Source organism: Nitrospira sp. Ecomares 2.1 (genome assembly GCF_965152585.1).
The window spans coordinates 986,685-1,001,193 of record NZ_OZ224219.1; the positions used below are offsets into that span (position 1 = coordinate 986,685).

The window sequence follows — 14,509 nt, forward strand, 5'->3', positions numbered from 1 at the left end:
ATTGGTTTTCAGGCATTCAGTGCCCCTGCTAAAAAAGCATGATTTCCAATAAGACAATCAATTATTTAATACTCTTAGACGCAAGGAGGGGCGCATGCAGACAGCTCTGTATGTAATAGTTTCATTGGTTATTTGTTTTGTGTATTTTCAGGCACTGGATTATGTACTGATGGACGCTCAGGGGTTGGACTATTTCTACATGTTCAGATAGTCGTAAGAATGGAAATATTTAAGATTCACATTCATGACGAATTTTAGGTAAATTTGATGGGTTTAAACACAACACGTTTTCACAAGGAGGTAGGTCAATGGGTCGCCTGTTCAATCAAATGACCCGGGGGAAGAAAAAGTTGTTCGCCGTTTCGGCCCTGATGGTAATGGGCGGTCTGCTTTTGCTGCCAATTTTCCTGTCGGTCTCAGCTGTGGCGAGTGGTGGCGGGGCACCAGCAGGTGGTCCTCCACCAGATGTCGTTGCCGCACAAAAGGCGGGAGAGGAAGGCGAGGCGGAAAAGGTGGAGATGGGCCGTGACATTTATTACAAGACGGAAGGTCCAGCCATTGGAGAGGGCGCACCGGTAACGGCCGACAACGAAACTTTTTATCCTCGGTATAACTTCGAGAGTCGTGTCCTCCTTTGGGTAGCCAACCAGCAGCATCTTTATTACGGTAGCTTTGTGTTGGCGGTTCCAATCTTTTGTATGTGTATCGAATTTGCCGGTATGGTGAGCAAAGATAAGGCTATGGCCAAGAAGTATGACCAATTGGCTTATGATTTTATCAAGATCAGTCTGACGGCCTATTCTTTGACTGCGATCCTGGGTGGGATCCTGATCTTTACCTTCCTGACTCTTTATCCTGCCTTTTTTGGATACTTATCTAGTATTTTCCGTCCGGTCATGCACATTTATGCATTAACATTCGTGGCGGAAAGTGCAACCCTCTACATTTATTACTACGGATGGGACAAGATGAGGGAAGGGGTCCTGAAGTGGGTTCATCTCAGCATGTCCGTGATTCTGAATGTGATTGGAACGGTGCTGATGTTCCTCGCTAATTCATGGATTGCGTTTATGATGTCCCCGGCTGGAGTTGATGAGCAGGGGAGATATCTTGGAAATATTTGGCATGTAATTCATACGGCCCTTTGGAATCCTTTGAATGTTCATAGGATTCTTGGGAACATGGCATTTGGTGGTGGTGTGGTAGCTGCCTATGCTGCCTATCGCTTCCTTTCATCAAAAACGGATGAAGAGCGTGCTCATTATGACTGGATGGGCTATATCGCAATGAGTTTAGGTGTGGCGTTTTTAATTCCGCTACCCTTTGCCGGATATTGGTTGATGCGGGAGGTGTATGCCTACCGTCAGCAGATGGGAATTACCTTAATGGGTGGGTTGCTGGCTTGGTTATTTATTATTCAAGCCACCATGATTGGAATTCTATTCCTCACCACCAATTATTACCTGTGGCAAGCTCTTGGCCGTATGACGGGTGGGGAGCGTTTCCAAAGGTATATTAAATATCTCGTGTTTATCTTAGTGGTTGGGCTTCTGGTGTTTATTACGCCGCACACGATCGTGATGTCTCCCGCGGAATTGAAAGCGATGGGCGGGCAGCAGCATCCGGTCCTCGGAAATTATGGTGTCATGTCTGCCAAAAATGGTGGAATTAACGCCATTATCATGACAACCATTCTGAGTTTTATTTGGTACCAGCGAGGGAACAGGGTCCCCACAGTTAGCTGGGCTAAGTTTGGTAATATTTTTATGGGCTGTTTTTTTGTCATAGCACAGCTAAATAATGTTTGGTTGGCTTGTTATGGGTACTTTATACCTGCAAACGTACGAATCGGTTTGTCTGTGCCTCAGGTGGCGGGAACCTTGTCTTGTCTGCTCTTAATGACCCCGCTCAACCTGGCGATGTTGAAAAATGGAAGACAATTGGGGCCGATCAGATGGGGCCAAATTCCACCACGTTCACAATATGCGATCATCATGTTGGCCACAGCATTCACGTGGATGATGGGATTAATGGGGTATATCCGTTCTTCGGTGCGATTATTCTGGCACGTGAATGAAGTAATGCGGGATAATTCTCCATGGGCCTACACCCATACAATTGGTTTTGCGGCAAACGTTATTTCGTTTAATGTGCTGTTTTTCTGGATCAGTATAATGTTTGTCTTTTGGCTTGGCACACTAGGTGCTAAAAAAATACCGGTTCCTTCGCCTGCAGGGCAGCCAGTTCCATCTCCTCAATCTGCAACTGGTCATTAACGAAAAATACAATTACAAACAATCGTGGGGCTGCATTAGGCAGCCCCCAAGTTGGAGGATTGCACTGTGGTTGAGTTATTGGGACGGGCGATAGGAATGGGTTGGCCAGTATTACTGATGCTGGTTGGGCTATTGCTGTATTTCCAGGCAACTATTTCGGATCCTGAAAAAAAGAAAAGGGCAAGTTTTCAGACCATAATTGGAATTTTTTGTGCTTTTTTAGCGTTTATCGCTATTTCCAATTATACCCATAATTTTGAAGGGGAAAGTCGGTTGCTGCCGGTTTCCCTTGTCATGATCACAATCATGTCTTTTATTATGGGTCTCTATTTTCCGAATATCAGTGCCCTAATGAAAATTGGAGGGTTCATGTTTTTTGTGGCGGCCGCGCTTTCCGGGTACGGAAATTGGCTGCCTCAGGTCGAGGGCGGATTTCCTCCACCGGTCGTGAAGTTAGACTTCCAAAGTATGTCACCGCAACAACTTGGTGATGAAGGGGAAAAAATTATATTTGGTGGGATTGGGCAAAGTAAAACCCAAGGAGCCATAGGGAAAGGCCAGTGCCCGTTGTGTCATGGGTTCCAACAGGGATTTTTAAGTGAACGGGCACCTAATTTATTTGGAATTCCTGAAAGATCTGAAGAAAGACTAAAAGAGCCAAATTACCATATGAATAATGCCGCTGCTCGAACTACTGAACAAAAGGAAGCTTTTGAAGGATCGGGGACGGCTACAAATGCTCAGGAATACATTGCTGAGTCACATGCATGCCCGAGTTGTTTTGTAGTAACGGGATTTGGGGTCAAAGGATCAAATGATACCGTAAGTCCCATGCCTAAGATTCATAAACCACCGATATCTTTAACAATCGGCGAAATGGCAGCAGTGGATACCTGGATGTATACGAGGGAAGGAAAAGAAGCTCCTGCTTATGATGTGATTGCTACCTCATATGAAAAGTTCATTCCAGAAGCCGATCGCCCCTCTGCTGGTGGAGAAGAAGAAGCTGGTGGTGGTGGTGGGAATCTTTTAGCGGACGGGAGCGAGCCTTACGACAAGCTCTTTATGAAAGCCGGTTGTCCTGCCTGTCATACCATTCCCGGGATTGAAGGAGCCACGGGAAAAGTTGGTCCTCTTCTCATGGAGGGATCAAATGCTCCCAATCGGATTAAAGATCCCAACTATAAGGGTAAAGCAAAATCTCCAAAGGAGTACATTACTGAATCGATATTAGACCCAAGTGCCTACGTGGTGAAAGATTTTCCTGACGATCAAATGCCAAAGGACTTTGGTGTAAGGCTCACAGGCGGTGCACTTAGTAAGATGGTCGATTACTTGGCGCAATTAAAAGAAGGCCAACCTTTACCTCCAAAAGAATAAGAAATATTAATTTAGGGTATAACCCTTTATAAGGAGTAAGGAAGAATGACGTGGCTTAAATTAGTTGAAGGCTACATGCCGATGCAGATGATTTCCGAGTTGGCGATCTGCATCCTTGTGTTTTCTATTATTAATTACTCTCTCAAGAGAGCAGGCATGGGATTGCCAAAGTTTTGGGCAGGAATCTTTGTCTGGTGTTTCGTGAATTTGTTTTATTTGAAATATCGAATTTACCCACCAATACCATTTAGTGTGCGGGCTATTTATGGCACCGTGGCCGCTTGCGGTATTTTTATGTGGGTTTCGGGGTCACAGCAGGAATGGGAAGAATTCAAGCGCCCAATTATCAATGTGTTGGACGCAAAAACGGGTTTGACCAAGTTCGTTCGTACGGCCCTATTGATTTTATTACCAATTGGACTCTGGGGATTTGCCTACAACTCCTTCCTACCAAGTTTTGATGAACCAATTGAGCTAAGAACTGTGCATCCGGCCCCACCGGCCACAACTAAAGTGCATGGGAAAACCTATGTATTGCAAACCGCGGCTAATCCTTTTCGTATCAATACGGAAGGGAAATACGATCAGGCATACAGCAACGCTCATATCGTCAGCCAGGATATGGGGCGATTAATGAAGGATGTGAAAAATCCGGAAGATAACCCCTGGGATCCCAATGCGAAAGGCTACATCAAACATGTTCGTGAGGGGGGGGAGATCTTTTTTCAAAATTGCCATTTTTGCCATGGGGATAATTTAAATGGCCGTGGTCTTTGGGCATTCGCCTTCAATCCAATACCTGCCAATTTTACGGATGCAGGAACTATCGCTCAGCTACAGGAAACCTTTGTTTTCTGGAGGGTTGCTAAAGGTGGAATTGGTCTTCCTGGTGAGGGGTTCCCATGGGCATCAGTTATGCCACCGTGGGAACAGCATTTAACCGTTGATGAAATATGGAAAGTCATCATGTTTGAATACTGGCACACCGGGTATTACCCGCGGACTTGGGAATAAGGAGGACGCGGACATGAATGGTAATAAATCCCAAAATGGACTTTTTGAAAAGAGGATGGTCATGAACGAAACGACGACACCGGCCGAATATGGAAGGAGGGGTTTAGGAGCCTGGCTTCTGAGTTGCGGTCTCCTGATTGGTGGCCTAGGCCTAGCCACCACCTCCCACGCGGAAATGGCGGAAGGATTTGCCGAAGGGAGTCGCCCCGCCCCGCCATCTGCGGAACAGGTTGAAGCAGGGAAGCGAGTGTATTTCACCAAATGTGTATGGTGTCATGGGGTTGAGGGGGCTGGTGACGGACCCGGAGCCGATCGATTATGGCCGCGTCCACGGAATTTTAATGCAGGGACATTTAAAATCCGACATACCGCGAGCGGTGAATTGCCCCTAATAGACGTGGATTTATTTCAAACCGTTACCCATGGATTGCCTGGTTCGGCCATGCCGTCATGGGAGGGTATTTTGACCGAAGATCAACGCAGAGATGTATTGGCTTTTGTGACAACTGAGTTAGTCAAGGATCGTAGTTGGCAGGATACGGAATTTGAAGAATTCCATGTTTTGCAATTGGATAAAATTCAACCGGTTGCTCCCTCGGCTGAATCAATCAAACGCGGTTCGGAGTTAGTAAAAGAAATGAAATGTATCGAATGCCATGGGGTAGAAGGTCGGGGAGATGGGAATGCCTTTAATCTCAAAGATGACTGGGGCTTTTCCATTCAACCTGCGGATTGGCATAAATGCTGGAATTTCAGAGGCAGCCGACAAGATGCCTATAATGTAAAAAACATTTTCCGGACATTTTCCACAGGGGTAAGTGGAACGCCGATGCCATCTTTTGCAGATAATACTACTGTAGAGGACAGGTGGCATATTGCCAATTACGTCAATCATCTTTGTGAACGTGATGTTGATGTGGATATTGCCGGCGGTAATGTGACGGATGAAATTGCTGCGGCTTTACTAGCGGCAAAGCCCAGGGGAATTGATCCTCTTACGGATAAACCCAAAGTTGATTTCGTGGTTCCTTCTAAGTTTGTCGAAGGAGAGTTGCCGGCTGACGAGCATGATGAACGGTGGAAACTGGTTGACCGTCGCATTGTAGCCATGGGAGGGCAGATCACCCATAAACCAAGAAACTTTGTGACAAGAATTGACGATGTGTGGGTTCAATCCTTGTACAATGAAACCCATATCTCATTTATGTTCCGTTGGGATGACCGGACCAAGAGTGTGCAGCAAGATAGCGTTGACTGGGAACCCTATGAGGTAAATCTTGGAGACTACGGTATAGAAGAACAGGCACCAGGAGGATCAAAATTTGCCGATGATCCTGAACACCCTGAATCGATTGCCGCGAAACAAACGGCCTATCAAGTGTTTAATGACGGGCTGGCTTTTCAGTTCCCAATAAAATGGCAGGAATTGCCTGCGCCAAGAAAGCCTAGATATTTCTGGGGAGATGAGGGATTTCCCGTGGACATCGCCAAATGGACGGCTGATGGAGAATTGAAAGCGTACCAAGGTGAAGGTTGGGATGTTGATTTCGAAGATCGTGACGATTTCACCGAAGAACTGAAAACTGTGAAAGCTGAATGGAAAGATGGACGATGGACGGTTATCATAACGCGCCCACTCAAGGGTGACTATGAGGAAGATGCTTACATTGAATTGGGAAAATATATTCCTATTAATTTCTTTGTTTGGGATGGTCACAATGGGGATGTCGGGCGAAAGATGGCAGTCTCCGCTTTCTATTATCTCGTGTTAGAGCCACCCATTGAAAAAGAAACATATATTTACCCAACACTGGCCGCCATTGGGTTGGTCCTTGTTGAAGGGTGGATTTTGACCCGACGGGCTAATCGTCGTAAGGGTAAAGTCTAAGGAAAATGTGAACTTCGGAAATATCCGAAAAAATGAAGGGGGTGGGCAACCACCCCCTTTTTTTATGACCAATATTAAAAAATTTACAAACATTTCCGGTGTAGTCTTAGCAGGCGGGAAAAGCCGGAGGATGGGGAAAGATAAGAGAATCCTCGAATGGGAGGGGGTTAAATTTCTCGATAAAGTTTGCCTCACCCTCGTAGAATTATTTGATGAGATCATTGTGGTGACTGCCATTGAAGATTACCCTTGCGGACACCTCCCTGTTAGATCAGTGACCGACGCCATTCCTCATACAGGTTCCTTAGGGGGCATGTTTACCGGGATCAAGGAGGCCTCTCATTCTTCTGTATTTGTAGTGGCCTGTGATATGCCATTTTTAAATCCATCGGTTATTTCAAGACTGTGCGCTTTACCTGATAATGATGTGGTGATGGCCAATCTTTCAACTGGATATCAACCTCTTCATGCACGATATTCCAAACGTTGCTCCCTCATAATGGAGAAGATGATTCAGGACGGGAATCTTCGAATTCATAGCCTGATTCAGGACTCATCTCTCTCGGTCCAAATCGTTGAGGAATCTTTATTCGATGATATCGATCCTCATGGGTATTCTTTTTTGAATATTAATACCCCCGTTGATTATGAATTCGCTAGAAAAGCTGCTTCTCATCTGAAATAATAGTATGCCTCCCGCCCGCCACAATTTATTGATTATTCATCCTGGAGCATTAGGGGATGGATTATTAGCTCTGCCTGCTCTTCGGATATTGCAGATTAGATTTCCTGACCATCGCCTAATTTGGTTTGGTCATAAGGAATTGGGTGAGGTACTTGTGCATACGCAGGAGGTTCATCAGGCCTATTCTTTTGATAGACTGGAATTTTTGGCATATCGTGTGGAAAATGACTCCCTTCAAGAGAATTTTCTGTCGATTCTCCGTCGTTGCGATAGAGCCATATGTTGGTTAGAGGACACAGACGGAATTTGGTTAAGTTGGTTGAAGACTGCGGGAATTCCAAACTGTATTCTTCGGTCCCCTCGTGACCCGACATTGATAAATAAACATATGGTTGATCGGTATGTTGAAATACTTCAACCTTGGGCTAGGACGACAGAGGTCCGTAGTGACATAGGAGCACATGAGAGGCCTGCACGGCATCTTGTTTTCCACAAATCACTCTCGTTAAGAGTCCATTCTCCCATCAAGGAGCCACTTATTGTTCTTCATGTTGGAAGCGGTTGTCGATATAAATGTGCCTCTCCGATGTTTTGGGCGAGTATTGTAAATGGCCTGATGAGGACGAATCCGAAACGGAAGATTTGTCTTGTAGGAGGACCCGCAGATATTGACTCTCTTCGAAATGTGCAAGGGTTACTGACTGACATTGAGTATGCCACTCTTACCGGAATGGATCTGCTTCAGGTCGCAAAATATTTACAATATGCCCAAATATTTATTGGGCATGATTCTGGACTTTCGCATTTCGCTGCAAGCTTTGGCATTTCTTCCGTATTGTTGTTTGGGCCAACCGATCCGGCAAAATGGGCGCCGCAGGGAGCTCATGTAACCATTATACGAAAATCCTGTCATTGCATTGGTAAGACGTCCATTGCTGGTTGTATGGATAGACAATGTCTTTCTGTTTCTCCACTTGAAGTCCTCGGAAAGGTTGAAGAGGTATTATGTGGAGTGAAGACAGCCGTAAATTACCCAGCCTTTGAGTGCGTTGATGAAGACTTAACTGTGCCTTGCCTTGGTTAGAATGCTGTGCTACATTCGCCGCGGCCATTGAAAAACCCATATATTCTGCGGAGATAGGATGTTTCAGCGTGGAGAAAATCCTCCAAAACCAAGTCATTGAGGCAATTGCGGTTATCCTTAGCACGGCCAAGGAATCCGGCGAGTTAATGGTGGATACGATTCCTACCATCGTTGTGGAACCTCCTAAACGGCCGGAATGGGGAGACTTTTCTTCTAGTGTCGCAATGACATTGGCCTCACAAGCTCGACAACCACCTTTGAATGTAGCCGAACTGTTGGCAGCAGGCCTTCGTGCGCAGTTTTCAGATCTATTCGTCCACGTTAACGTTGTCCCTCCAGGATTTTTGAATTTGACCCTCCATCCCCACCGGTGGATTCAAGTCCTACGGATGATTCAGGACAAGGGATCGTTATATGGAACCAGCGACATTGGAAAAGGGAAACGCATCCTCCTGGAGTTTGTGAGTGCGAATCCGACAGGCCCGTTGCATGTCGGCCATGGACGAGGTGCTGCATTGGGGCAAGCCATTGCCAGCTTATTGAAATCTACCGGATTTTCGGTTTTTCGTGAATATTATATTAACGATGCCGGTCGCCAATTACAGTTGTTGGGCCGTTCCGTCCATGCCCGTTATCGAGAGCATTGGGGCAAACCGTCATCGTTTCCTGAGGATGGCTATCATGGAGACTATATAAAAATTGTGGCTGAATCGGTGGCGAAGACTCATGGGCAAACCTTACTGGATGAATCATCGGAAAAGGCGGAGACACTCTGTGCGCAATTGGCCAGTCAGATGCTTTTGGATCGAATCAAAGAAGATTTGGCCACATTTGGTGTTGAATTTGAAACCTGGTTTAGCGAGACATTTCTGCATAAGACTGGTCTTATTCAACAGTCGTTGGACGAACTTCGACAGAAAAGGCTGCTCATAGAAGAGGAGGGAGCCTGGTGGTTTCGTTCATCTCAGTTTGGAGATGAAAAAGATCGTGTGGCTCAAAAACAGGATGGGAGCTATACCTATTTAGCGGCCGATATAGCCTACCATCGACAAAAATTAGAACGTGGGTTTGATACCTTAATAAATATTTGGGGTGCTGATCATCATGGCTATATTCCACGGATGGAAGCCACAGTTCAAGCGTTTGGCTTTGCCAAGGAGACTTTGCGGATCGTTTTGGTGCAAATGGTGAGTCTGCGACGTGGTGGGCAAAAAATTGAGATGTCGAAGCGAGCTGGTGAATTTGTGACCCTACGCGAGGTGATTGATGAGGTGGGTCCAGATGCCGCTAAGTTCTTTTTCCTGATGAGACGAGCCGATACGCATTTGGATTTTGACTTGGATTTAGCCAAACAACAGTCTTCGGATAATCCCGTCTATTATGTTCAGTATGCGCATGCTCGATTGGCCAGTCTCTTTCGAGTTGCCCAGGAACGCCAAGTACGCCTTCCGGTCATCCAGGACGTTAAGCAGGCATTATTGATTCAGGATGAAGAGTTAGGGCTTATTAAAACATTGGCACAGTATCCTTTGGTGGTCGAAAGCAGTGCTCTCGCGTTAGAGCCTCATCGGGTGACGTTTTATCTCCAAGAGCTTGCTGCGCAATTGCATGCCTACTACAACAAAAATCGGGTCCTTCCCTCATTGGATCCTGAGAGGGACACTGGGGGTAGGGGAGAAAATATTAAATTCGAGACAAGTGGGAATACTGGAACGTTGAATCAGGAGCTCAGGTACGAAAGTATTTCGCCGGATTTGACCGCTGCTCGCTTAGCCCTGCTTCGGCAAGTCCAGACGGTTCTTGGTAATGGGCTATCTCTCCTGGGAATATCCGCACCGGAGAAAATGTAACGTGCGTGAAGGTCAAGCATTCGCGAAGATAATGCCTCAAGAGCCATCCATCTCACAGTCAGGTCCAAATCGTTTCCATATTCAGCATACTGTGCCTTCGGGTCGTGCGAGGGTTGGACGATTATTTACCGCCCATGGAGAGATCGAGACTCCGGCATTTATGCCGGTTGGCTCACAGGGGACGGTCAAGGGACTGGACCCGAAGGAAGTCCGCGAATGCGGGTTTCATATGATTTTGGCGAATGCCTATCATCTCTTTTTGCGACCTGGCCATGAACTCATTGAATCTCTGGGAGGGCTTCATGCCTTTATGCAATGGTCAGGAGCGATTTTGACTGATAGTGGTGGGTACCAGATGGTGAGCCTGGCAGATCTTTGTAAGGTGACGGAGGAGGGAGTCGGCTTTCGTTCCCATATCGACGGTGCGTGGCATTTACTCTCACCGGAAAAAAGTATGGCCATCCAAGTCGCACTTGGATCCGATATTATGATGGTTCTTGACCATTGTCCGACCTTTCCTTGTACCGAGCAGCAAGCGCGTGAAGCCGTACAGCGAACGACCAGGTGGGCCAAGCGATGTGCGGTGGTGCCGAGAAAAGAGCACCAATGGTTATTTGGAATTGTTCAGGGTGGAGTTTTTACCCAGTTGAGAGAAGAGTCGACTCAGGAGTTGGTTAATCTGAACATGGATGGGTATGCCTTGGGTGGATTATCCTTGGGGGAAGAAAAGCCAGCCATGTTGACCATGATCGAGACGGTAATTGATCAGCTTCCCCCTAGCCACCCGCGTTACTTAATGGGAGTTGGGCTTCCTGAAGATATTGTGGAAGGGGTAGGCCGAGGATTGGATTTATTTGATTGCGTCATCCCGACCCGGCATGGAAGAACTGGCTGGCTGTTTACCTCTACAGGGAAGGTGTTGATTAAACAGGCCCGCTACTCTCGTGATCCAAATCCCATAGATGCCGAATGTGGTTGTCCTGTATGCCAACGGTTTTCCAGGGCATATTTGCGACACCTGTTTTTATCGCATGAAATGTTGGGTGTACGTCTGAATACGGTCCATAATCTTTGGTATTATGGCTCGCTCATGAAGGAGTTACGACAAGCTATCAGCGCGAATCGGTTTGACGACTACCGGAGAGATTTTTACCGGCGACGCGAATGTGATCCGAGTGAAACGCTCATTCAGGATGTGACGACCTGATCGAATGGATTGACCACAGAAACAATTACATTGAGGTACTTATGAATTTAGATTCCTATGCCTGGGCCCAAGCCGGAGGAGCCGGCCCCGAATCCTCAGCCGGCTTATTATCGCTCATTCCTTTTCTTCTAATTTTTGTAGTGTTTTATTTTTTGCTTATTTTGCCGCAGCAACGTCGACAAAAAAAACAACGGGAATTGTTGGATAGCCTCAAAAAAGGCGATAAGGTGATTACGTCTTCAGGGATTTGGGGAACCGTGACCAATTTGGATAAGGAAACGGCTACCCTACAAGTCGCGGATAATACAAAAATCCGGTTGCAACGCGATCATGTCGCGAGCATCCGTACGTCGAATGAATCATGATGGATCAAGGGGTAGATGAATGAAAAAGCTTCGTGGGAGGTTGTTTCTCCTTTTCGTGGTCACGGTGGTGTCCGCCATCCTGGCCCTTCCTTCGTTTCCAGGTCTGTTCCAGTCGTTACCTGATGGGGTCAAGAGGGTATTGAGTCATCGCGGACTCTCCTTGGGCCTGGATCTTCAGGGAGGAATTCACCTGGTCCTGGAAGTAGAAGAGGAGCGTGCGGTGGAGATTGCCGTTGATCGAATTCGAAAGGCTGTCGAGGATCTGCTGAAGGATAAGGCAATCGAGGTGGAGGGTGTGCGTCGTGAGGGCTCGAAAATGATTGTCATCACCCTTCAACAAGAGGCGGATGGGGAGGCAGTCCGAACGCTTCTCGATGAGTCTTTCCCGAACTTTATGTCGCAAAATCCAGCGGGAACGCGCTTAGTATACGAACTCCGAGACACCGAGGAAGAGCGAGTTAAAACTTCAGCCATCAATCAGGCACTTGAAACCCTCAGAAACCGGATTGATGAATTTGGCGTGGCGGAACCTCTCATTCAGCGGTTGGGGCTCAACCAAATTGCAATTCAATTGCCTGGGGTCAAGGACCCTCAACGGGCTAAAGATCTCATTCAAGAAACGGCTCTCTTGGAATTTAAATTATTGGAGGAGTCCAAGGCGGCATTGGATTTACCGCCTCAAGTGGAAAAAGGCCAAGAAGACACGGTACGGAAGACGTTGGAAGGAAAAATTCCTGAAGGGGCAGAAATTCTATTTGAAACGGCGGTTTCGGAACCCGATGGGCGGGCGTATAGTATTCCCTATCTTGTGAAAAAAGATGCGGTTCTCATTGGGGATGTGTTGCAGGATGCACGCGTGTCAATTGGTGAGTTCAATGAGCCGATTGTCAGTATTACCTTTGACAGCAAAGGGGCACGAGAATTTGATGAGCTGACGGCTGCCAATATCGGTAAGCGGATGGCTGTGGTCTTGGATGGAAAGGTGTATTCAGCGCCGGTCATTCGAGATCGGATCAGCGGCGGACGAGCGATCATTGAAGGTACCTTTTCCACGGCAGAAGCGAATGATCTGGCTGTGGTGCTCCGGGCCGGTGCATTACCGGCACCGTTAAAAACCTTGCAGGATTTAACCGTGGGGCCCTCACTGGGACAGGATTCAATTGAGAAAGGGTTACGAACAACTATTATTGCCGGGTCGTTGGTCCTGATCTTTATGATTGTGTATTACCGACTTTCCGGCGTCATTGCGAATATGGCCGTTTTTCTTAATTTAATTTGTTTGCTGGGAGCCTTATCTGGGCTCAATGCCACCTTAACTTTGCCGGGTATTGCCGGAATTATTTTGACTATTGGAATGGGAGTCGATTCCAATGTCTTGATATTTGAGCGAATTAGGGAGGAGCTTCGTCAGGGCCGCCCCGTTCGTTTAGCCGTAGATAGTGGGTATAATAAGGCCTTTTTAACAATCGTCGATTCCCATGTGACGACCCTGATTACCGGGTTAGCACTGTTTTTATTTGGAACCGGACCCATCAAGGGGTTTGCGGTGACCTTGTGCTTGGGCATTGCTATTAACTTGTTTACGGCGTTGGTCGGGACAAAGGTGGTATTTGATTTCATGAATCGACGAAAGTTGGATACGCTCAGTATCTAATGGGTCATCTGGATTGAGAAGTGCTTCGTGAGCTTAATTGTCGTGGTTGGTGGGAGAATAGACATGCGGATTTATTGGGCTTGAGCATTCTTTCATGCGGGGCGTCAACGCAAGCATATGGGCATGAGACATTCTTTGGGGAGGAGCGCTGATAGATTATGATGGAAATTCTGGGGAAAACAGATATTGATTTTATGGGAAAGCGGAACATTGCCTTCATGGTATCAGGCTTTCTGGTTTCTCTGGGATTGTTGGCCGTTATCGCCATTCTGGTGGGATGGGCCAATTTGGGGATTGATTTTGCCGGGGGGACGGCCGTCCAACTGAAGTTTGATAAGCCCCTCCTGATTGCCGACGCCAGGAAAGCCTTGGATGCCCATGGATTGGGTGCCGCGGAACTTCAGGAGTTTCCCCAGGATCAAAAACTTTTGATACGCGTGAAAACTGAAACCACAATTGAAGAGGGCGTCAGTAAGAATATCATTCAGGCTTTTCAAGCTGAATTTCCTGATCATGGGTTTGTGGTGGACTCCAGTACGTCAATAGGTCCCACGATTGGGAAGAAACTACAAGAAGATGCCTTGATTGCCGTTATACTTTCGCTCGCAGGAATTATTCTCTATGTTGCCGTTCGTTTTGAGTTTCGTTTTGGCGTGGCTGCGGCCATTGCCACATTTCATGACGTCCTTGCAGTATTGGGGATTTATTTTTTGTTGAATACCGAAATTACGTTGCTGGTGGTGACGGCCCTATTGACCCTGGCAGGATATTCTTTGACCGATACCGTGATTGTGTTCGACCGTATTCGTGAAAATCTTCGACAGAGGAGACGTGAGACGACGACGACGATGATCAATAACGGGATTAATCAGGTCTTAAGCCGGACATTAATTACGACGTTGACTGTTGTTCTGGTCCTGGTTCCATTGACCATTTGGGGAGGAGAAGTGTTACACGATTTTTCTTTGGCCTTATTGTTGGGCGTTCTCATTGGAACCTATTCCTCGATTTTTGTCGCGAGTCCGCTCCTCTTACTGTGGCCTGGTGCAGAGGGAAAGCTATTAGGTCGAGGTAAATAGACTTCTCTGTTACTGTTTCTTGACAGC

Annotated in this window: 11 protein-coding genes; all 11 read left to right on the plus strand. The window is 46.8% G+C overall.

The genetic code is table 11. The annotated features are described in order from the left end of the window. Positions 1 to 308: 308 nt before the first annotated feature. The 11 genes from ACWHYD_RS04480 (at position 309) to secF (ending at position 14,482) form a co-directional block, all read left to right on the plus strand. The gene (locus tag ACWHYD_RS04480; RefSeq protein ID WP_447964720.1) at positions 309 to 2,276 is read left to right on the plus strand and encodes a cytochrome ubiquinol oxidase subunit I; all 1,968 of its coding nucleotides are present in this window, start codon (positions 309 to 311) and stop codon (positions 2,274 to 2,276) included. Positions 2,277 to 2,342: 66 nt separating this feature from the next. Beyond that, positions 2,343 to 3,656 carry a c-type cytochrome gene (locus ACWHYD_RS04485; protein WP_447964721.1) on the plus strand — a complete coding sequence of 438 codons (1,314 nt, stop codon included), beginning with the start codon at positions 2,343 to 2,345 and terminating at the stop codon, positions 3,654 to 3,656. A gap of 45 nt (positions 3,657 to 3,701) precedes the next feature. Beyond that, positions 3,702 to 4,670, plus strand: a complete 969-nt coding sequence (locus tag ACWHYD_RS04490) for a c-type cytochrome (protein ID WP_447964722.1) — start codon at positions 3,702 to 3,704, stop codon at positions 4,668 to 4,670. Between the two features lie 13 nt (positions 4,671 to 4,683). Continuing rightward, positions 4,684 to 6,558, plus strand: coding sequence for a c-type cytochrome (locus ACWHYD_RS04495; RefSeq protein ID WP_447964723.1), 1,875 nt, complete (start codon positions 4,684 to 4,686; stop codon positions 6,556 to 6,558). A 64-nt stretch (positions 6,559 to 6,622) separates the two neighbouring features. Beyond that, positions 6,623 to 7,243 carry a molybdenum cofactor guanylyltransferase gene (mobA, locus tag ACWHYD_RS04500; RefSeq protein ID WP_447964724.1) on the plus strand — a complete coding sequence of 207 codons (621 nt, stop codon included), beginning with the start codon at positions 6,623 to 6,625 and terminating at the stop codon, positions 7,241 to 7,243. 388 nt (positions 7,244 to 7,631) lie between these two features. Further along, positions 7,632 to 8,327 carry a glycosyltransferase family 9 protein gene (locus tag ACWHYD_RS04505; protein WP_447964725.1) on the plus strand — a complete coding sequence of 232 codons (696 nt, stop codon included), beginning with the start codon at positions 7,632 to 7,634 and terminating at the stop codon, positions 8,325 to 8,327. Between the two features lie 68 nt (positions 8,328 to 8,395). Further along, entirely contained in the window at positions 8,396 to 10,177 is a 1,782-nt protein-coding gene (gene argS / locus ACWHYD_RS04510; RefSeq protein ID WP_447964726.1) for an arginine--tRNA ligase, read from the plus strand. Position 10,178: 1 nt separating this feature from the next. Beyond that, the gene (gene tgt, locus ACWHYD_RS04515) at positions 10,179 to 11,384 is read left to right on the plus strand and encodes a tRNA guanosine(34) transglycosylase Tgt (RefSeq protein WP_447964727.1); all 1,206 of its coding nucleotides are present in this window, start codon (positions 10,179 to 10,181) and stop codon (positions 11,382 to 11,384) included. A gap of 41 nt (positions 11,385 to 11,425) precedes the next feature. Next, positions 11,426 to 11,749: a preprotein translocase subunit YajC gene (gene yajC, locus ACWHYD_RS04520; RefSeq protein ID WP_447964728.1), complete on the plus strand. Its 324-nt coding sequence runs from the start codon at positions 11,426 to 11,428 to the stop codon at positions 11,747 to 11,749. Positions 11,750 to 11,768: 19 nt separating this feature from the next. Beyond that, entirely contained in the window at positions 11,769 to 13,403 is a 1,635-nt protein-coding gene (gene secD / locus ACWHYD_RS04525) for a protein translocase subunit SecD (RefSeq protein ID WP_447964729.1), read from the plus strand. A 158-nt stretch (positions 13,404 to 13,561) separates the two neighbouring features. Then, entirely contained in the window at positions 13,562 to 14,482 is a 921-nt protein-coding gene (secF, locus tag ACWHYD_RS04530) for a protein translocase subunit SecF (protein ID WP_447964730.1), read from the plus strand. The last annotated feature ends 27 nt before the right edge of the window (positions 14,483 to 14,509 follow it).